This window comes from Runella salmonicolor, assembly GCF_024158025.1.
GTDB classification, from domain to species: domain Bacteria; phylum Bacteroidota; class Bacteroidia; order Cytophagales; family Spirosomataceae; genus Runella; species Runella salmonicolor.
Genome location: NZ_JAMZEL010000002.1, coordinates 355,877 through 376,658 on the forward strand (window position 1 = coordinate 355,877; position 20,782 = coordinate 376,658).

19 protein-coding genes are annotated in these 20,782 nt (G+C 43.5%); 8 read left to right on the forward strand and 11 right to left on the reverse strand.

Features of this window, described 5'->3' with window-relative positions:
• Positions 1-37: 37 nt before the first annotated feature.
• The 5 genes from NCI00_RS07375 to NCI00_RS07395 all read right to left on the reverse strand — a co-directional run bounded on the left by NCI00_RS07375 (position 38) and on the right by NCI00_RS07395 (position 4,332).
• The gene (locus tag NCI00_RS07375; RefSeq protein WP_253526362.1) at positions 38-343 is read right to left on the reverse strand and encodes a nucleotidyltransferase family protein; all 306 of its coding nucleotides are present in this window, start codon (positions 341-343) and stop codon (positions 38-40) included.
• A 97-nt stretch (positions 344-440) separates the two neighbouring features.
• On the reverse strand, positions 441-1,352 hold the full coding sequence (locus NCI00_RS07380; protein ID WP_253526364.1) for an AAA family ATPase: 912 nt from the start codon (positions 1,350-1,352) through the stop codon (positions 441-443).
• Between the two features lie 61 nt (positions 1,353-1,413).
• Complete coding sequence (locus tag NCI00_RS07385; protein ID WP_253526367.1) at positions 1,414-2,532, reverse strand: amidohydrolase family protein; 1,119 nt, start codon at positions 2,530-2,532, stop codon at positions 1,414-1,416.
• 35 nt (positions 2,533-2,567) lie between these two features.
• Positions 2,568-3,047: a 2-C-methyl-D-erythritol 2,4-cyclodiphosphate synthase gene (gene ispF, locus NCI00_RS07390; protein ID WP_114065617.1), complete on the reverse strand. Its 480-nt coding sequence runs from the start codon at positions 3,045-3,047 to the stop codon at positions 2,568-2,570.
• A gap of 43 nt (positions 3,048-3,090) precedes the next feature.
• Positions 3,091-4,332 (reverse strand): M16 family metallopeptidase, encoded by a 1,242-nt coding sequence (locus NCI00_RS07395; RefSeq protein ID WP_253526369.1) that lies wholly within the window; start codon positions 4,330-4,332, stop codon positions 3,091-3,093.
• 208 nt (positions 4,333-4,540) lie between these two features.
• Here NCI00_RS07395 and NCI00_RS07400 point away from each other — a divergent pair, with 208 nt between their 5' ends.
• Entirely contained in the window at positions 4,541-5,647 is a 1,107-nt protein-coding gene (locus tag NCI00_RS07400) for a tetratricopeptide repeat protein (RefSeq protein WP_253526371.1), read from the forward strand.
• A gap of 2 nt (positions 5,648-5,649) precedes the next feature.
• Here NCI00_RS07400 and NCI00_RS07405 read toward each other — a convergent pair whose 3' ends face one another.
• From NCI00_RS07405 to NCI00_RS07415, 3 genes are all read right to left on the reverse strand, one after another.
• A complete protein-coding gene (locus tag NCI00_RS07405; RefSeq protein ID WP_253526373.1) occupies positions 5,650-6,207 on the reverse strand; it encodes a WD40/YVTN/BNR-like repeat-containing protein in 558 nt (185 codons plus the stop codon).
• Positions 6,208-6,262: 55 nt separating this feature from the next.
• The gene (locus NCI00_RS07410; RefSeq protein ID WP_253526375.1) at positions 6,263-7,774 is read right to left on the reverse strand and encodes a gluconokinase; all 1,512 of its coding nucleotides are present in this window, start codon (positions 7,772-7,774) and stop codon (positions 6,263-6,265) included.
• An 80-nt stretch (positions 7,775-7,854) separates the two neighbouring features.
• Positions 7,855-8,700, reverse strand: a complete 846-nt coding sequence (locus NCI00_RS07415) for an AraC family transcriptional regulator (RefSeq protein ID WP_253526377.1) — start codon at positions 8,698-8,700, stop codon at positions 7,855-7,857.
• Positions 8,701-8,891: 191 nt separating this feature from the next.
• Here NCI00_RS07415 and NCI00_RS07420 point away from each other — a divergent pair, with 191 nt between their 5' ends.
• The 3 genes from NCI00_RS07420 to gnd all read left to right on the forward strand — a co-directional run bounded on the left by NCI00_RS07420 (position 8,892) and on the right by gnd (position 14,655).
• Positions 8,892-12,053, forward strand: coding sequence for a SusC/RagA family TonB-linked outer membrane protein (locus tag NCI00_RS07420; RefSeq protein ID WP_253526379.1), 3,162 nt, complete (start codon positions 8,892-8,894; stop codon positions 12,051-12,053).
• 64 nt (positions 12,054-12,117) lie between these two features.
• Positions 12,118-13,638, forward strand: coding sequence for a SusD/RagB family nutrient-binding outer membrane lipoprotein (locus NCI00_RS07425; RefSeq protein ID WP_253526381.1), 1,521 nt, complete (start codon positions 12,118-12,120; stop codon positions 13,636-13,638).
• 114 nt (positions 13,639-13,752) lie between these two features.
• Complete coding sequence (gene gnd / locus NCI00_RS07430) at positions 13,753-14,655, forward strand: phosphogluconate dehydrogenase (NAD(+)-dependent, decarboxylating) (protein ID WP_166557510.1); 903 nt, start codon at positions 13,753-13,755, stop codon at positions 14,653-14,655.
• A 196-nt stretch (positions 14,656-14,851) separates the two neighbouring features.
• Here the strand turns inward: gnd and NCI00_RS07435 are convergent, their stop codons facing one another.
• The 3 genes from NCI00_RS07435 to NCI00_RS07445 form a co-directional block, all read right to left on the reverse strand.
• Positions 14,852-15,802 (reverse strand): alpha/beta fold hydrolase, encoded by a 951-nt coding sequence (locus NCI00_RS07435; protein WP_253526383.1) that lies wholly within the window; start codon positions 15,800-15,802, stop codon positions 14,852-14,854.
• A 326-nt stretch (positions 15,803-16,128) separates the two neighbouring features.
• Positions 16,129-16,488, reverse strand: coding sequence for an ANTAR domain-containing protein (locus tag NCI00_RS07440; protein ID WP_253526385.1), 360 nt, complete (start codon positions 16,486-16,488; stop codon positions 16,129-16,131).
• A gap of 343 nt (positions 16,489-16,831) precedes the next feature.
• Positions 16,832-17,152 (reverse strand): single-stranded DNA-binding protein, encoded by a 321-nt coding sequence (locus NCI00_RS07445; protein WP_206023213.1) that lies wholly within the window; start codon positions 17,150-17,152, stop codon positions 16,832-16,834.
• Between the two features lie 461 nt (positions 17,153-17,613).
• Here NCI00_RS07445 and NCI00_RS07450 point away from each other — a divergent pair, with 461 nt between their 5' ends.
• The 4 genes from NCI00_RS07450 to NCI00_RS07465 all read left to right on the forward strand — a co-directional run bounded on the left by NCI00_RS07450 (position 17,614) and on the right by NCI00_RS07465 (position 20,776).
• Positions 17,614-18,261 (forward strand): hypothetical protein, encoded by a 648-nt coding sequence (locus tag NCI00_RS07450; RefSeq protein ID WP_253526387.1) that lies wholly within the window; start codon positions 17,614-17,616, stop codon positions 18,259-18,261.
• Between the two features lie 197 nt (positions 18,262-18,458).
• A complete protein-coding gene (locus NCI00_RS07455; RefSeq protein ID WP_253526389.1) occupies positions 18,459-18,959 on the forward strand; it encodes an ester cyclase in 501 nt (166 codons plus the stop codon).
• Between the two features lie 84 nt (positions 18,960-19,043).
• On the forward strand, positions 19,044-19,967 hold the full coding sequence (gene bla / locus NCI00_RS07460) for a class A beta-lactamase, subclass A2 (protein WP_253526391.1): 924 nt from the start codon (positions 19,044-19,046) through the stop codon (positions 19,965-19,967).
• A gap of 41 nt (positions 19,968-20,008) precedes the next feature.
• Positions 20,009-20,776, forward strand: a complete 768-nt coding sequence (locus NCI00_RS07465; RefSeq protein ID WP_253526394.1) for a DUF3667 domain-containing protein — start codon at positions 20,009-20,011, stop codon at positions 20,774-20,776.
• Positions 20,777-20,782 lie beyond the last annotated feature (6 nt).

Sequence of the window (20,782 nt, forward strand, 5' to 3'; positions counted from 1 at the left end):
TCAATTTTTACTTTCAAATCGGGGATGTCACTCAAAATTATCCCCCAAATGACCTTTCATAAATTATCTTTTTCTCGGCTTCAATGTAGGGTTTTACATATTTTGACACACTATCTTCAGGTATTAAATCCACTTTTTTATGCAGTAATTCTTCCAAATCAAAAATCATTTGGACATAATGAAGGCCGATTCGTTGGGAATAGTCTAACTCCACCAACAAATCTACGTCGCTTTCTTTGGTCGCTTCCCCACGTACGTAAGAACCAAACAGATAGGCTTTTAAGACGGGTTGGGTCTTAAAATAATCTTGAATTTGGCGAATATGCTTCTTTGACAACTTCATAAAAGTGAGATATGAGTGCAAAATTGCCTTTTTTACAAACAACTTCAAACTTTATGGTAAGCAGTTCAACACAAAGGCACAATTCCAGTGGATTGTTTTAGGTGTCTTCCCATTTTGATTTTATGCCCACTTTGTCAAACAACTCCGAAAGACTGAGTTGGGTTTCCCGGATGTCTTGCCAATCTTTGAGGATAACCCCGAGTGTAGATTCTACCAATGATTTTTCTAAATGGGTAATGTGCATCCCCGCCAAGGCTTGCGCCCAGTCGAGCGTTTCGGCAATGCCTGGCACCTTATTGAGTCGTTGTTCACGCAATGCCTGCATAAAAGCCGTGATTTGCCGCGCCAAAGTGGCATCAATTTGTTCCACTTTGGACTTGACAATGGCGAGTTCTTTTTCAAAAGGCGGATAATCAATCCACAGGTACAAACACCGGCGACGCAAGGCTTCCGAAAGTTCGCGGGTGCGGTTGCCCGTCAAAATCACGTGCGGCACGTGCGTGGCTTTAATGGTTCCTAATTCGGGAATGGTAATTTGCCAATCGGAGAGCATTTCGAGCAAAAAACTTTCAAATTCTTCATCGGCCCGGTCTACTTCATCAATCAACAACACGGGCGACTTTGAATGCGTAAGTGCCTGCAAGAGAGGTCTTTTCAATAAAAACTTTTCACTAAATATCGTCTTCTCCAACGCTTCTTGATTCCGTCCTTCTTTATCATTCTCACCCATTTTCAGGAAAAGCAATTGATGCTGATAGTTCCATTCATAAATGGCGTGGTGGGCATCTAGCCCTTCATAACATTGAAGCCGAATCAGGTCGGTGTTGAGGGCTTGGGCCATCACTTTGGCAATCTCGGTCTTACCCACCCCCGCAGGGCCTTCAATCAAAAGCGGTTTATTGAGCTGCATTGCCAAATACACCGACATAGCCACGTATTCGTCGGCAATGTAGCCGCGAGATTGAAGCAGGGTTTGAACAGAAGAAAGCGTATGACTGGGTATATTCATTGGAAAGTAAAAACGTAAAATCAGGGCTGATGATTAATGCAATGTCCGTAAGCGTAATGAATTACTCCGGAAACTGCGTTTTGTCTATACCCGGAATAATCCGAAGGGCATTTTTGTAATAGACTTTTTTCAGCACCTCATCCGATAGCCCCATGCCGTACATCCGCCAAAAAGCGTGGTATTTTTTGTGATAAGGAAAATACTCATCTTCGGTTTCCAATACCCTAAAATACGTGGCGTATTCGGAAGGAACCCAACTGTCTTTTCCAAACAAAATTCGGTCCTGCCATTTGTTAAAAAACGCTTTTGCGGCACGCGGCTGACGGCCCAATTCGGCAATCACCGCTCCGATTTCGACGTTCATATTAGGAAATTTCTGCATCAAGCTATCCAATTTTTTCAAATCGTTGGGATACCAACCCATGTGCGCATTAATAAAGGTAGTTTTGGGATGGCGCGCAAAAACCGCGTGCTGCTCGCGCATCAATGAGTCAAAAGGTACGGGGTCGTTATTACTTCGTTTACGTCCGGCGTGGGTTTTGAGTTCGAGCCAACGCTCGTTGTAACGGTCCATGGGGTCCCAAAAAGACTTCGGGTCGGCGGTATGGATGATGACAGGAATCCCCAACTCACCGCACTTGGCCCAAAGGGGATCTAAGCGTGGGTCACTGACGGCCACGCGTTTGCCATCGGTATCTTTTACGCCGCTGAAACCCAGATTTTTATATACTTTCATGCCGACGGCCCCCGCTTTTACATCATCTTCTATTTGTTTGGCCGCACGCGCGCCCCAGCCTGGCGAGCCGATGTTTTTGAGTTCGGGGTTCGTAAAAACCAGAAAGCGTTTGGGATAATTTTTACGGGCATTGGCAAGGGCTCCGTTGATGGTAGCGGTGCCTTCCTCCCACTCTTGCGAAAATCCACGCCCGCTCAGGTTGACCATGATTCCCATATTGAGGGCATCCATGTCGGCCACCAACTTTGACAAATCCTGAGAATTCATCCGGTATTGGTGGTTGTGAACGTCAATAAATGGAAACTTAGAGCGGGTAACTTTGTGCTCTGCTACTTTAAGCGTTGAGACTGGATCGTACTCTTCAAATCCGAGGGGCGGCTCAATTGTTTGGGCCATGCCCGTCAACACTCCGAGAAACAAAACACCGCTTGCCAGTATTTTCATAAGATGGAATTTAAGAAAGGGTTAATAAATAGGAATTAATCTTTATAAATCAGCGCTACGCAGTGCGCGGCAATACCCTCTTTTCGGCCCACAAAACCCATCCATTCGGAGGTTGTGGCCTTGATAGAAATATCTTCTTCGGGAATGTTCATCACTTTCGACAAACACTCTTTCATGGCAGGAATGTGCGGATTGAGTTTTGGTTCTTGCAACACAACTGTGGCATCTACATTGCCTACTTCGTAGCCCGCTTCGCGAATCATTTCCATCACTTTTGCCAATAACAACTTACTGTCTACGCCTTTCCATTGCGGGTCTTTATCGGAAAAATGATAGCCGATATTGCGCATATTGGCCGCCCCCAACAGTGCATCACATATCACATGACAAACCACATCGGCATCTGAATGGCCTTTGGCCCCGTGGGTGTGCGGTACTTTAATACCCCCCAACCAAAAATCCCTGCCTTCTTCCAGTTTATGAACGTCGTATCCCGAACCAACTCTAAATTTCATTCTTTATAATCATTATCTTTTACATTCTCACCCATTTCTCTTCCTAAACCGTGGCCGCTCTGTAATACAGGGTAGAACAATTTTCTTTTAGCAACAATTCTTTCGCTTTGTTCTGAATATCCTCCACCCGAATTGCCTGTATTTTCTCCGCTTCTTGATTAACCAACTCTGGATTGCCAGCATTGGCGGCAAAGGCCAAATTCATGGCACGGTTGAGCAGCTCAATTTCCGAAAATGCCAACGTAGACTCGGCCTGATTTTTCACTTTGGCCAACTCTTGCGCGGGCAACTGAATTTCGACCAACTCTTGCAACACTTCTTCAATGGCGGCATCGGCTTCTTCCAAGGTGACGCCCTCGTTTAGATTTCCCTGCACCACCAACAAACCTGGGTCAATCGATGAGGTAGTGTACGCATTGATATTGGCAAACAAGGGGCGTTCTTTCAATAATTTCTGGTACAAACGGGCCGATTTCCCACGTCCCAACACATCCGTCATTAAATCAACTGTATAAAAATCGTCGGCAAAACGGCCTGAAGTGTGGTATGCCTTATAGATGGCATTGAGGGGCACCTTTGCTTCAATTTCGGCAAACCGGGCCTTTGTTTGACGTGGTTCTTGGGGCAAATTTCGTACATATTTTTCCCCTGGTGCAATCGGGCCGAACCATTTTTCGGCCAGGGCTTTGATTTGGGGCACGGTCACATCACCCGCTACCACCAAAATCGCGTTGTTGGGTAGGTAATATTTATAAAAAAAGTGACGTACATCGTCCAGAGTAGCATTTTCGATGTGGCTGATTTCTTTGCCGATGGTAGCCCAACGGTAAGGATGAACCTCGTACGCCAAAGGGCGCAGTTTGAGCCATACATCGCCGTAGGGCTGGTTGAGATAGCGTTGTTTAAACTCCTCAACCACTACCTTTTGTTGTACTTCCAAAACTTTTGGGTCAAACGACAAGCTCATCATGCGGTCGGATTCGAGCCAAAAAGCGGTTTCAAGATTGACCGCAGGAAGGGTAATGTAATAATTGGTAATATCCGGCGAAGTGAAGGCGTTGTTTTCCCCCCCAACTTTCTGAAGCGGCTCATCGTAAGCCGGAATATTTTGGGAACCGCCAAACATCAAATGCTCAAAAAGGTGAGCAAAACCCGTGCGATTTTCTTCTTCATCGCGAGAACCGACGTTGTAAAGGATATTGACTGCCGCCATCGGCGTAGAATGGTCTTCATGAACGTAAACTTCCAGCCCGTTGTCAAGGGTAAAATGCGCGTAATGTATCATAGTGTAATAAGTTCACAGTCAATTGTCTAGCAACTGGAGTCAGGTAAAAATAAATGAATCGAGTAAAAATCTGTGAATCTTTCCCGGAAAAAACAAAAATCAATAAACTCTTTATTGGTGATTTAACGTTAAGAACAAAGCTAATGGTTTCAAGTTGAATGCCAAAAATTAGCCGATTCTATCTATTTGTTTGTCCGTTAACAGCCACATGAAACGAATTGTTTTTTTTCTATTTTTACTTATTCCTCCATTTGCCAAAGCACAACTTTTATACGATGCGCCCACCCAAAATCTGGTTTTGGAAGCCATCGACCATATTTACAACTATGAGTTTGGTGCGGTTGAACCTTTGGCTAGGCAAATCAAGGCAAAATACCCCAATCACCCCGTCAATCCGTTGTTGAAGGCCATCCAATTGCATTGGCAATATCTGCCCGTCAAAGACAATAAAGCCATGAGCGGGCAATACCAAAGCTATCTGCAAGAGTGTCTGAATAAAGCAAAAGTGCTTGAAAAGGACGCAAAAACGCGCCCTGAAGCGGCGTTTTTTTCGATGGCTGGCCACGGGTATATTGCGTTGATTCACAACTACAACGACGACAAAATCAAGGCGGCCTCTGAAGGAAAAAAAGCCTATAACTACGTCATGGATGGCTTCAAATACATGGAACGAAATCCCGAATTTTATTTTTCATCGGGACTGTATAATTACTACGTGATTCGCTATCCCGAAGACCACCCAATTGTAAAACCCCTGATTCTTTTCTTCAAAGATGGTAACCGCGAAGAAGGACTTCGCCAAATGGATATTGCGGCCCGAAAAGGCATATTTACGCGTACAGAATCGGCTTTTTACTTAGCCCGAATCTTTTTAAAACATGAATTACGCTACGAAAAAGCTTCAAATTACTTATCTACACTGACCCAAAAATATCCCAATAACCCCGTTTTTCTGATGAAAAACATTGAAGCACTCTTGCTTTTGGGGCAGTATGAAGAGGCAGAGCCGTTTTTGGAAAGATTTAAACGAAGAACTGACAAATTTTTCCCCATTGCCGCCCACACGTTTGAAGGAATAGTGGAAGAAAAGCATCTCAAACACGACGGCGCCGCGGCCAAAGCCTATCAGGCAGCACTCCGGCAGCCTTTTGATTCTGAGTATACCAAGGAATACCACGCATTTGCCTACGCAGGGTTGGCCCGCATTGCCCTGCGTGCTGGCGACCGTGCCAAAGCCACCTTGTATTACAAGAAAGCCGAAGAACTTGCTGAATACAAGGCGCTTATCAAGGAAATAAAAACATATTTAAAGTGACTTTATTCGTCCAGTTTGCTCAATGAAGCCGAAAGTAAAGGAGCTATCGGTGCCGCTTGCGCCTTCCATTGCCCATTTTCCTTTTCAAATAGGGCACCGCTTTGTGCGGTAATTTGCAGGTTTCCGTTGGTAGCACGTTTTACATTAATGAGCGTTTCGGCCGTTGGAGACGACTCCTCATTCCAACTTGTCCCATCCCAAAACAGCAGGGTTCCGTTACTACCAGCGACCCATCCGTTTTTAGCATCCTGAAAATAAACGGAGAAAAGATTGGCCGTACTAAAAATAAGTACCTCTCCCCATTTTTCCCCATCCCAGTGCAGCAGGGTAGCGTTTTGTCCTACGGCCCATCCATCGTTTTCATTCACAAAATGAAGGGCGTTTAATCGAGCTTCTGCATTGGCGCCAGCATCTTCCCACGTTTTACCCTCATTATGAGAGGCTTGTATCTTTCCCTCCTCATTCAACCGCCAAATTTTCGACGAATTTTCACTGTTTTGCGCCCATGAAACAGCGCTAACCATAAAAACAACAATCCACAAAGTCACAAATCTCAACATAATTTTAGGTGGTTAGTATCACGTTAATACCCTCACCACATAAATCATGCCAGAGCTATTGCAATGCTACCAATGCATCAAAATCTTCCGCCAGTTTTTGGCTTAAACGGTCGAATATTTCCGTAAAACGGGCATATCGTTCGTGGTTTTCGGGGTTGGGTTGATACGATTCTACCGAACGAATGGTTTTAGCGGCCGCTTCCAAATCTGGATAAACCCCCAAATGTGTCAACGCTAGCAAAGCCGCACCCGCACTGGCACTATCATGCTTGTCATTGACGTACACTTTCTTGCCAAACACATCCGACAATACTTGCGCAAAAAGCGGTAAAGTAGCATAAGTACCATTGATGTAAAGGTTTTGAATAGAACGATATTGCTGAAGAAGCTTACCGATGCTGTGCATTTCATAAATAATTCCTTCAACGGTAGCGCGGATAAAATGGCGGCGCTCGTGGGTAATATTCACGCCAATGTACGCCCCTCGGGCGTTGGCGTTCCAGAGCGGAGCACGTTCTCCCAATAAATACGGCAAAAACAGCATTCCTCCCGCGCCAGCGGGCACGCGCTCGGCTTCAATCAAGAGTTGGTTAACGGTGTATTCCAGGTCCAAATGAATACCCGAAGCCCCAAACTGCTGCACAAACCATTCAAAAACAACGCCGCCATTATTGGTCGGCCCTCCCGAAATGTACGTTCCTTCGTTTAATAAATAGTTAAAAAACCGCTGTTTAGGGTCTTTGATAACTTGTTTACCCGCCACGCGCATGGCACCGCTCGACCCAATGGTGATGGTGGCGTCGCCTTCGGTAACTACACCCGCACCCAAGGTGGCAAAACACCCGTCGCTGGCGCCAATGATAAGTTTGGCCGCGCTGGTCAGTCTAAAAAGACGCACATACTCTTTTTTCAGTTTTAGCTCAGAATAATCAATCGGTACCAATTCTGACAGCTGGTGCGGTTGAATCCCCGCGTAGTTTAGCGCCCGCTCTTCCCACTGGTGGGTATGAATATTGAACAGTCCAGTTGAGGAAGCAATACTCTGATCAACAACCAGTTGCCCCGTCAATTGGTAAATAATATATTCCTTGATGGAGATAAACTTATAGACTTTTTCAAACCAAGTAGCGGGCGTATGGGTACGAAACCAACGGATTTTAATCAACGGCGACATCGGGTGCACCGGCGTCCCTGTTTGTTCATAAATCAGCCGACATTCGTCGGAGTTTTTGAGGGCATTGGCCTCGTCACGGCCCCGATTGTCGGCCCAAATAACGGCATTACGTAGCGGAACCCCTTGTTTATCAATGGGTAAAACGCTATGCATCGACGCCCCAAAAACCAGCGCCACGGGCTTGTGTTTTTTGGTCAATTCATCGTTCAACAGGCTTTTCAAGGCGTACAAAACCGTCAGAAAAATTTGCTCAGGGTCTTGCTCGCTGTAATTGGGCTGCGGGTGAAACGTAGGGTACGTTCCTTGACGCCAACCGATAAGATTAGCCGCTTGGTCAAAGGCCGATACTTTTACTTTAGTAGTACCAATATCTATGGTTACAATACAATCCATTCGTTAAAAGCTGTGAATTGTGAATGAATAATTTAGTGATTTGAACTTGTTCATTGTCTAAATCTGGTTGTAGTATTTTTTTATTGCGTGCCTCGTTTCCGAAACTGCCCCGGCGTGTAGCCAGTGAGTTTTTTAAACGTGGTTGAAAAATGTTGTGAGGAATAAAACCCCGTATCCAAGGCAATGTCGGTCAGGCTTTTGGCCGTTTGTCTCAATTGTTTCATGGCCTCAGCTATTCGTATATTTATGAGGTAGTTGAGCGGAGAAAAACCCGAAAAACTTTTTACCTTTTCCGTAAAAGCCGTACTTCCCAAGCCCACCACCGCCGCCATTTCTTCGACCGTCCATGGGTGGTCAAGGCTATCGCGAAGCAGTTGCTCCAGCTGGGCAAAAGCCTGCGGAAAATCACGGCGCTGATTTTGTTGTTGACTGAGCTGCCGCACAATGGTAACCAAAAGTTCATCTAATAATTGATTGACCCGGGTTTGATAGGCAAATTCGGCCTGTTTCACTTCCGTTTCAATGCGTTGTAGCAAATCACAGACCCATTTAAAATTGTTTAAAACCATGGGAGCTTGGGTCATCAACAACCTACCCATCAGCTTTTGGTCAGCTTCTGCAATGGCCGACCATTCTCCCAAAAAAAGTTCTTTAGATGGCTCAAAAGACGTAGGCTCGATGGTAAGCCACGCCAAACTGCCGATTTCGAGGGTATTGGTCGGGCTACCATAGCCGTGCCACGGGCACAATACAACCACGTCGTTGGGGTATAGCACATGGCGTTGATGCTCAATCAGCCATTCAAATTTTCCTTCCAGAATACATACTATCTGTAGCCCTCCCCTGACCCGTACGGGCCATTCGTCCAATCGCACCGTTGGGTTTTTAAGCCGTATCAATTCCTTGATATGCCGAAATTCAGTCATCGAAAAAATGGGCCAGTTTAGTAAACTCATTAACCAAATCTTACATTATTAATTTTTTTAAATAAAACATCAAAATATTGCAAAATTCTACATCGTCTAATCGTAGAAGTTTTTTGCACAATTCTTTGTTTTTTTTGTAGTCAGTTCAATACCCTTAAATTTTACTGAACAAACAATCTTACTTTAGAAAGATGAGAAAACGATTACTCTTGCCTAGAGCTACCCTACTATTGACAGCTCTCCTAGCCCTAAGCACTGTACTCCGGGCACAAATGCGCGTTACGGGAACCGTTACCAACACCGCCGACAAATCGGCCTTGGCGGGTGTATCTGTTCTCGTAAAAGGAACCAACACGGGTACTTCTACCGACGGAAACGGAAACTATGCAATTACTGCCCCCTCAGGTGCCACATTGGTTTTTAGTTTTATCGGCTACGGCTCCAAAGAAGTGGCCATCGGCAACCAAACCAAAGTGGATGTATCATTGGCCGAAAGCGCCGAAGCCTTACAAGAAGTTGTCGTAACGGCATTGGGGATTAAGAAAGAATCCAAAAAACTTGGATATGCCACCACGACCATTAATTCCGACGCCCTCACCGAAAACCGAACACCCAATTTCATGAATACCCTTCAAGGAAAAATTGCGGGGGTAAACATCTCAGGATTAGGTACTGGCCCTGCCGGAACATCCAAAATTCGTATTCGTGGTCAATCGTCGATTTCGGGTCAAAACAACCCTTTGATTGTTATCAACGGTGTGCCGATTGACAATACCAACTTTGGAACCAACCCTGGCAACGCGGGCGCCGACAATTCTATCGGGGTGCGCGGTGGTGGCAATACCTCGGACGGCGGCGATGGTCTTTCGAGCATTAACCCCGACGACATCGAAAGCATGACCGTCTTGAAAGGCGCAACGGCAGCCGCACTTTACGGCTCACGCGCCAAGGACGGGGTTCTGATGATTACGACCAAAACCAAAGGCTCCGGACGCGGCATTGGGGTAAGTTTTAACAGCAATTACACCAATGAAACACCGTTGGACTTCACAGACTACCAATATGAATACGGACAGGGAGAAAACGGGGTTCGTCCTACTGCCCCCAACCCTACCTCTGGCCAGTGGTCTTTTGGTGAAAAATTCCAGCCCGGCATGACGCAGATTCTGTTTGACAATGTAACGGTTCCGTATGAGCCTGTTTACAATCGCATTCGCAAGTTTTTCCGCAACGGTTCCAATTTTACCAATACCGTCAGTTTGTCGTCGGCCAGCGACAAGGGAGGGTTCAACCTTTCGTTTGCCAATATGGACAGCAAAGGAATTGTGCCTAATAACAGCTTTAACCGCAAAACCATCAACTTGGGCTTTGCGTATGACTTATCTAAAAAGTTGAGTTTTTCAGGAAATGTTAACTATTCAAACGAATATAACAAAAACCCGCCAAACATCGCCAACCAAGACAACTCTATTCCGACGGCACTTTTTAACCTCTCCAATTCCATGCCTTTGGAATTATTGGATGCCAAGAAGTACAACGCCGCTGGCAATGAGTTTATCTATTCTCGTTTTCAAAACCGCACCAACCCTTACTGGACCATCGCCGAACAATTCCAGAACATTCGCCGCGACCGTATATTTGGAAATATTTCGGTCAAATACAACCTCTTACCCTGGTTGTTTGTGCAAGGACGTGTAGGTCAAGATTTTTGGTCACGCGATCAGGATTTCAACAACTTCCCCACCGGCCATGCTTCATTGGCAGCAGCACCCGCAGGTTTTGTCAACGGAACCTACACCCAAGAATCCAGAAGATTTAGAGAAACCAACGCCGACATCCTCATTTCAGGAACGCAGAAATTTGGCAAAATTGGCCTCGACTTCAACCTCGGCGGCAACCAAATGTACCGTCGTTCGGATCTGAACAGCGTATTGGTGCAAGATTTTGTGGTGAGAGGGTTATACACCGTCATGAACGGTCGGGTAAAAGACCCCATTTATGGATTGTCAGAAAGAGCGGTTAACTCCGTATACGGCTCGGCAGAATTATCGTACAACAACTTTTTGTTTGTCAACGTAACCGCACGAAACGACTGGTTTTCAACCCTTTCTCCTGAAAATAGAAGTATTTTGTACCCATCAGTATCGGGTAGCTTTGTGTTTTCACAGGCGTTTAATAGCACACCGAGTTGGTTGAGTTTTGGTAAAATACGCGCCGCTTACGCCCAAGTAGGTAGCGATACCGACGTAGCGCCTTACTCCAACAACCTGTTTTATGGCATCAACGCCAACCTCTTTGGTGGTCAGCCCGTGGGCGGTTCATCAGGCACTACGGTTCCCAATGCAGGTCTGCGCCCGATGCGTACGGCCGAAACCGAACTCGGCTTGGAATTGAAGTTATTCAACAACCGGGTGTCGCTCGACGCCGCTGTTTACCAGAAAATAACGACCGACCAGATTGTTTCGGCCCAAATCTCGGATGCATCAGGCTTTGTGTCGACCCTCATCAACAGCGGAAAAAGCCAGAACAATGGTTTTGAAATGCTGTTAAACTTAGTCCCCATCAAATCGACTGATTTTCAGTGGGATTTGACCTTCAATGCATCTTATAACAAAACGAAGGTATTGAGCCTAACCACCGACACGCCCGGCGAAAGAATCACCGTAGGAACACACGTATTCAACGGAGAATTGCGGCAGGTAGTAGGTCAGGAAATGGGCCAAATCTACGGTTTTGGCTACCGCAGAGACGCGCAGGGAAGAAAGATTTTTGGCGGAAACGGCATTCCGTTACGGACCACCGACCTGATTTCTTTTGGCAGTGCTTTGCCTAAATGGATTGGAGGTATCAACAACGCCTTCAATTATAAAGGAGTGACCCTCGCTTTCTTGGTTGATTTCAAACTGGGCAACAAGATGCTTTCGGGCACCAACTTTAACCTTACCCGACATGGTCTGCACAAAATGACCGTAGCCGGACGGGCCGAAGGCGGGATTGTGGGAGAAGGCGTAAACGAAAGAGGGGAAACAAACACGGTCAAAGCCAACGTACAGCCTTATTGGGAAGTGGTGCGCTCGTTGGCGCTGATTGAGCCCGTAGTCTATGACGGTGGCTATTGGAAACTCCGTCAGATTACGGCAGGGTATGAATTTGGGAAGTTTCTACCTAAAAATTCTCCCGTCAAATCCCTCCGTTTGAGTTTTGTCGCCAACAACGTTCTTTTGTTGAAAAAATGGGTTGACAACATTGACCCTGAGTCTTTCGGTTATTCATCTGACAACCTCGTCGGAATGGAATCCACTGGGCTTCCCACCACTCGCAGTATGGGCTTTAACTTAAATGCTAAATTTTAGTCCCTAAATTGCGGGTCAATGTACTCAATCAATGATTTAATTGTCTAAAAAAATAAGATTTCAAATGAAAAATATACTTAAAACAATCGTTCTTTCACTCTCCGTTTGGGGACTCGGGAGCTGCGATTCGGGTTTCGACGAACTAAATGTCAATAAAACCGCCGCAACCGCCGTTGACCCGACCTTTATACTGAACAACGCCCTCGTAAACGTATCGTTTCCGGCCGGAGTGGTTATTTACGAAATGGGGATTGTGCAACAAATGGTAAGCCCCAACTCTGGGGTTTTGACGGGGGCCAATTTTAACCAAGACAACCGCGACAACACCCAACAAATTTGGCAGCGTTACTATCGAAATGTGGTTAGAAATACCGCCGACGTCATTTTATTGACAAAAGCAAATACAACCCGTTCCAATTTGTTGAACATGGCGCGTATTACGCAGGCCTATGCTTTTATGGTTTTGGCCGATACCTACGGCGATGTACCTTATCTTCAGGCGGGTAAAGGGTTTACCGACCAGGTTGTGCTTCCCAAATACGATACCCAGCAGGCAATTTATACCGACATCATCAAGGAATTGACGGAAGCCACTGCTGCCCTCGACGCCACCAAAACCATCGAAAGAGCGGATGTACTCTACGCAGGAGACGTGGCTAAATGGAAAAAATTCGGCAATTCTCTCCTGTTAAGAGCAGGGATGCGTTTGAGCAAGGTTGACCCTGCTCAAGCCCAGCAAGTGGTACAAAAAGCCATTCAGGGGGGCGTCATTACTTCAAATGCCGACAATGCGTCCATCAAGCATGACCCCAATTACGTAAACGGTCCCGGGCAAATGCTAAACTCTACCGAAGCGGCCAACTTTTATTTGGCGGCTCCTTTTGCCGATTACCTCGTTAAAACCAACGATCCGCGTTTAAAATCCATTGCCGTTCGGTACGTAGGCGCCAGCTCAGGACCCGAACAAGTAGCTGCTCGGGCCAACACCGACCCCGCCGTACAAATCGGAATGCCTTTTGGCTACGACAACAACTCTATTTCTGCCGTAGTTAAAACCTTGGGACTGAAAAGCTTCTATGAGTTCAGCCAAGTTGACCGCACCCGTATGGCAAAAAATACCGCTCCCATGTTTTTGGTTACGGCCAGCCAAACCCAATTGTTGATGGCAGAAGCCGCCCAACGCGGGTGGACAACCGGTGCAGTGGCCGACTACTTCAACAATGGCGTGAGAGCCCACATGGAGCAACTCGCCTCTTACGATGCCAATGCCGCCGTACCCACCGCCGCCATTGATACGTACCTCAAAGAAAATCCATTGGTGGCGGCTACCGCGCTTGAGCAAATCAATACTCAATATTGGATTGCCTCTTTTCTGAACGGGCCAGAAGCATTTGCCAATTTCAGACGTAGCGGTTTCCCTAAATTGACGCCCAATCCGTTTCCTGGAAAAGCCATCAAAGGTGACTTTATCAGACGCCTAACTTACCCGAACTCAGAGATTTCGGTCAACAACGCCAATGTCAAAGAGGCCATTAGTCGGCAGGGAGCCGACGATTTGGATACCAAAGTATGGTGGGACAAATAAAATTTAAGTAGTGAGTAGTGGGTATTGAGTCATGAGAATTCTATTTTTGTTTTTCGAACGATTCAATATCCACCCTATCTATCTACTCAATACTAACTTTTCAATACTTATAAGATGCAAATCGGATTCGTTGGCCTTGGCAAAATGGGCTTCAATTTGGCGTTAAACCTGCATCGTCATGGCTATGAAGTGGTAGCCTACGACGTTGCAATCGACAACATTAAGAATATATCGCTCGAAGGCGTAACTCCCGCTTACAGCCTCGTCGAAATGTGTCAACAGTTAGACGGTCGAAAAGTAATTTGGCTAATGGTTCCTGCCGGTAAGCCCGTTGATGATTGTATTGAATTGCTGGTTCCTCATCTCGATCAACACGACATCATCATTGATGGTGGAAACTCTAATTTCAACGACTCGGTACGCCGCTACAACTACCTCAAATCCAAAGGCATAGACTACTTAGACTGCGGCACTAGCGGGGGGGTTGAAGGCGCTTTGTACGGCGCTTGTACCATGATTGGCGGCGAAGATGAAGTGTTTAACCACTGCGCGTCTGTGTTTAGAGATATTTCGGTAGAAAACGGCTATTTGCACGCAGGTGGCCCCGGAAGCGGTCACTTTGTTAAAATGGTGCATAACGGCATCGAATACGGCATGATGCAGGCCATTGCGGAAGGCTTTGAGGTGATGGAGCAATCCAAATACGACCTCGACCTGCAACAGGTGGCGCGGGTGTTCAATCACGGCTCGGTCGTACGGAGCTGGCTCATGGAACTCGTCGAAAGTGCTTTCTCAAAAGACCCAAAATTAGATACCATCAAAGGAGTAATGCATTCTTCAGGCGAAGGAAAATGGACGCTTGAAACCGCCCTTGATATGGGGATTCCTACCCCAGTTATTGCGCTATCGTTGATTATGCGCTACCGTTCGCAGCAGGATGACACCTTCACGGGCAAGGTGGTGGCGGCCCTGCGGAATGAATTTGGCGGCCATGCCGTCGAAAAGGTTGTACCATAAGCTCACTATAACCCCTTACCAAGGTCCCTGCTCAAGCATGTGCAGGGACTTTTCATTTAGTATCCAACCATGAGCCGTTAAAAAATCGCAATAGCCACCGAAAAAAGAACCAATAAAACAATAATGTAAATGCTAACCTTATTCATATACGTAACAGTTTAGTGCGTTATAAGTGGATAAAAACGACGACCGAATGCTATAAAAATTTAAAAACCTCTTTCTGAAATCGTTCCGTATCCTGAATGTGCGGAATGTGCCCCACCCCTTCCAACTCTACCAACTTCGAGCCTTTTATTTGCTGATTTGCTTTTTTACCCAAGGCTGGATAATTCCCATGCGTTTTTTTCTGCTCCGCAGTCAGGTAGTCTTTCCCTACCACTGTTCTGTCGGCTTGGCCAATAATCAATAACGTTGGCACCGATATATTCTCCAATTCATAAACCACAGGCTGCTCATAAATCATCTCATAAGTAAACGCATTTACCTGCGCCGTTTGCGGAAATACTGGCTCAGAAAGTGCTTCGGCCTGGGCTTTTACGTATTGTTCGTACGCAGGTTTCCAGTCGGGATAATAGCTCTGCTGGTATTTTTTATACGATTCGTAAGTGGCATTTTTTTCTTTCTCAACCAATTTTTCATGGGCTTGATAAGGGACAAATGTTTTATAATCTTCTAAGCCAATGGGGTTTTCAAGGATTAATTTTTCGACCATTTCGGAATAAAGTAACGAAAACCGAATCGCTAACATCCCGCCCATTGAATGACCAACAATGACGGCTTTCGGTATTCTCAACCCCTCCAACAACTGTTTGGTATTGGTTGCCAATAAGTGAAAACTATACTGCACGTTTGGCTTATCGGATTTGCCCCAGCCCAGTTGGTCGGGCACAATGACACGGTAGCCCTGTTTGACCAGCCCAGGGATTACTTCTTTCCAATAATAACCGTTAAAGTTCTTCCCGTGTAACAGAATAATCGTTTTGCCCGTATTAACCACGGGAGCTATGTCCATGTACGCCATTTTCACGGGCTGATTTTCCAACATAAACGAAAAATAACGCACTTCATAAGGATAGTCGACTTGGAAAGAACTCTTTAGGAAACCGACAAAAAATAATAGACTAATAAAAAAATATTTTTCAAACATGACTTTTCAAAGTTTATTCAAACACGAAAAGTTGCTAACATGGAAAAAAGTCCCCATTCTAAAGGGGCGTAATATTCCCACTATGCCACACATTTATCCATTGACATACTTTTTTAGCACCCTTCTAACGTTGTAGGTAAGCGTATTTTATATAATCATTAAAAAGCAGTGCCAATCAATGAAAAATATCCCAATTGCTTTGATACAGAAGAGACCCCTTTGGGTTGTGAAGAAGATGATTTAAAAACCACGCCGCTGACCCTCCCCAGACTAGGGAAAGGTTTTATAGGCACCAAGAAGAAAACACAATATTGCGAGAGACTTTTTTAGCGGCTGATAAAGTCAATGACTGCTTTTAAAACAGACGTTGTAAAGGGGGCTTTAAGGTAGGCCGTTTTACCTGCTTCACTACTTGGGAGCAAGAGCGTTTCGTCAGACGTTCCCAACATAATAATAGAAATTTCTTTATTCAGTTCGCGGGCGGTTGAAAGAATCGTATTGCTCAATGAATCATTGGCAATAATGATGGTTGATTGAAGCATTAATATGGTCATTCTGAGCGCCTCCTGAGGAGTGCCCGCCGCCCTGAAAACTTCATAGCCAGCTTCTTTAATCATATTCTCAATATGAGAAATATTATCAAGCTTATCCTCAATTAAAAGGATTTTACCATTCAAAGCACTCATAGATTAAGGGTAAAGTGTGTACTCAAAAGCAATCAAACAATAAATGTAAGTGTTTAACGAGAATGGCTTGAATGCCCTTTTGGGTTTGCTGATGATAAAACAATAAAGCATGTGTTAACCCTTATATGACATCAAGGATATTTCATTTCGCTGAAGTATAGTGCAAGGTTCTAATTTCGATTCTAAAAATCAAATTTCAACCCCTTTAAACATACCAATGCAACCAAATAGTTATCAAACGGTATATAAAAATCAACGAATCGTATTTTTCACCTCTTGATTCCTCCCCAAAATCCTGAATAAAAAAGCCTGCTTCCCATTGAAGAAAGCAGGCTTTAAACGACTATTTTTTTTCTATTTCCTCAATTTTATACACTTGAATTTCGGTGACGTAAATCATCTTATCTTTTTTGTTCTTGTACGTCCGGTAGTTAATCTTTCCTTCTACCGAAAGCAGCTTACCCTTGGCCGCCATCCGCTTACACACGTCCGCTACTTTTCCGAATGCCACGATGTTGTGCCAAGTGGTATTGGTCACTTCTTCATTGTTTTTATTGGTGTAGCTTTCGGTCGTTGCCATCGTAAAAGAGGCCAATTTCCCGTTGTCGAAATCCCGCACAATCACTTCGTTTCCTACGTTGCCAATCAATGTTACCTTGTTCATGTTCCTTAAAGTTTTGTGTTTATTGAATTTGTTCCCGCCAATGGTTTTACCCCGAATTGACGATACAAAGGTGGTGGATGGGCCAAAAACGATTCGGTTAGTACACGTTTCCAGTTGGATAAAAACAATTGTAAGCGTTTACAAACGAATAACACTTCCCTCCTGAAAAAGAGACTGAATGAACACAGATTTCCCCACAGTCGAAGCCGAGGGTAGTTGCGTAAAACCCTCCCCTATCTACCGCGTGAGAGCGGTTTCTTAAAACCGCACTGAGGCTGCTCACAACCTCGTTTTTGGAAAAGTATTCAGATTCACTTCATCCATTCCAAACCCAGAAGCGCCAGCCATAAATTTTAAGGCCGACGCCTTGCATTTGGAAGCTCATAAATACCGCTTACAATCGTTTGCAAACGGATAGTATTTTTGTAACTTGCAGGTATATGGGTGTTAGCTGCCATATTATGACAACCGTATCTGACAACTATAAAATAGAATTTTATAAATTTCTTAATGGAGATAAATCTGTTGAGGACTTAGAGAATTTTATTTATTCGCAACCAGATTTAGAGCTACAACTTGGTAACGAAACATATTTCAGTTTAATCGATTTAAATTTCAAAGATAAATATGACAAAGCAAAATTACCAGGCTTAATAAAGAACAGAGTTATTGAAGAAGGACAATTTGAAACGTGGAAACTAAAAAGAATTCTAAACGATTTTCTAACCCAGCCAGAAAAAATAGACCTTAATCTTGACAAAATATATCATTTATATTGTGGAGTCTACCAAGGGAATGGGGTAAGAAGATATGAATACAAATTTTTAGGGAATTTAGGAATTAATTATTTATATTGGACAGACGAAGGATATTTGAAAACATTTTATGGTAACAATTGGAAAGCTGAGTATGAAAAATGTTTAACCGAATTTGAGTTTTATCACAAACAACTTAAAAACTTTGCGACAGAAATAGTATCAGCTATTGATAACGAGGAAATAGAAATTTTTAATGACGGAACATACAGAATTTCTAACACCTTGAAAAACAAATTAGAAACAGACGAAATTTACAAACTTAAACGCCCGAACGAAAAATTCGGCAGCTAACACGGGTTTTGCGTCAGGCGGGCTGAAGTGCTAAATTCAACGGCAGTTCTTCGACTGAACTTTAGTAATAAATTTAAACTTTGTGCTTCGAAATCCGCCCGAACGCCAAGCTCGAAAACGTTGGCAGTAATTGGATTAACTCAATAAACAATGACTCCAAAATTGACAAATTCAAAGAACTTAAATAATTATCTGTAATGACGAAATCCAATTATTCAATCCTAGCATTAATTGCTGTTCTATTCCTTTGTGTGAGTTGTCAATCAAATAGTGGAGCTGACAACGCAGATTATAATCGAAAGCTCGTGCTCAAGTGGCAAGATGCTTGGAACACTGGCCAAACAGAAAATTTAAGTGAATTTGTGGCGCCTGATTTTATCTGCCATTATGTAACTGATGCTGAATGGAGCGGTGTTGAGGGAGCCAAAACTGAAATCACAAATTGGAGAAAACTATTTCCTGACTGGCATGAAGAAGTGGTTGATTTTATTATTGAGAAAGATAAAGTGGTAATACGTTATAATTCCACGGGAACACATTCTGGAACCTATGAAGGAATTGATTCCACTGGGACCAAAGTTATGATTTCAGAAGTATCAATCTTCCGAATAAAGGACGGCAAACTCGCTGAACAATGGTGCTTCCCAGATGATTTAGGTTTAAAGAATCAATTGATAAAATCCCAAAAATCGAATTAGCATAAAGAACCTGTAATCGAGTAAAGCCAAATCTACCAAACCATTAGTAGCAATTTTAAAAAAACAGCATGAACATCTAAAAACATGACAAGAATACTTCAATCGGTTAGTGTAATATTTTTATTATTACTTTTTTTTACAAACTGTCAGACCTCAAAAAGTTCGACGGATGCTCTTAGGAGCAACATTCAGCAAATCGTATCAAGCAAGAATGCGATTGTTGGTGTTTCAATTATCGGGAACAACGGTAAAGACACCATGTCGCTATACGGAGATAGGCGATTCCCGATGCAAAGCGTATTTAAATTCCATATTGCCCTTGCCGTTTTATCGGAAGTTGACAAAGGAAAACTATCCTTAGACCAGAAAATAGAGATAGGAAAAGATGAACTTTTACCCAAGGATTTTTGGAGTCCACTCAGAGACGAAAACCCCAACGGTGGAGTTTTTACCATTGAAAGATTAATTCAATATTCGGTTTCAAATAGTGACAATACTGCTTGCGATGTTTTAATAAGACTTATTGGAACGCCTAAAACGGTGGAAGAATATTTCAAAAAAAACAATATTCAGGACATACAAATCACCTACAATGAAGAAGAAATGCAAGCAAAGTGGGAAAATATGTTTCAGAACTGGACAACACCAAAAGCGGCAAGTGAGACGCTCAAAATATTTTATGAGAATAAAAACAATTTACTTTCAAAAAGCAGCTATGATTTCTTTTGGAAAACCAATATAGAAACAACAACTGGAGAAAAAAGAATAAAAGGGCAATTGCCAAAAGGAACAATTGTAGCTCATAAAACAGGTTGGTCTGGAACAAATAAAGTAACAGGAATTACAGCTGCCGTTAACAATATAGGCATTGTTTTTTTACCAAATGGTGAATACTTTATTATCAGCGTTTTTGTGAGTGAATCAAAAGAAAATTTCGACACAAACGAGAAAATTATAGCCGACATCGCAAAAGCAACTTACGACTTTTACACGACAAATAGTAAATAAAATACGGCTAATACCAGCATTTTTGCAAAACCTACAATACTGTGCAAAAAGAAATCAAATCACGCAACCTTAGTCAATCAATGCCTGATAATTGTCCCGATTGCAATAAAATTATTACGGAAAATTTTTGCTCTTTCTGCGGGCACCAAAAATCTATTGAAAGAATTGATGCCAAATATGCTGGTCAGGAAATATTAAATTTAGTAGGATATGAGCGAGGTTTTTTATTTACCGTTAAAAATCTACTAATAAAGCCTGCTGAAACAATTAAGCATTTCCTTTATATAAATAGAAACACGGTTACAAAGCCACTTACTTTTCTAATTTTATCATCTGTTATCTACACCTTAATTTCACATTATCTACAAACAGATGTAGTGATTGACCAGCGTATGAAGAATATGTTGGGTAATTCAAGTGTGTATTTAATGAATAAATGGATACAAGAAAACTACGGCTATGCAAACCTGTTAATGATATTACCGATTGCTTTTTTTTGCAAGTTATTATTCAGGCAATACCAGTACAATTTTTTTGAAGTAGTGGTTATAATCTGCTTTGTGATGGGTGAGGGAATGCTAATACTTTCAGTGCAACAAATTTTCAATTATTACCTCAACAGCTCTTTGGTCGACAATGCTTTTTATGTGATTGTGTTTGCTTATATTTCTTGGGCCATAAGCATAGTTTACGATAAAAGCATAAAGAATTATTTCAAGGCATTGTCCGCTTATCTTCTGGGCATGATTAGTTTTCAATTGATAACAACAATTCTAGCCGTTCTTTATGACATCGCTATAAAAAAATAAGAAAAA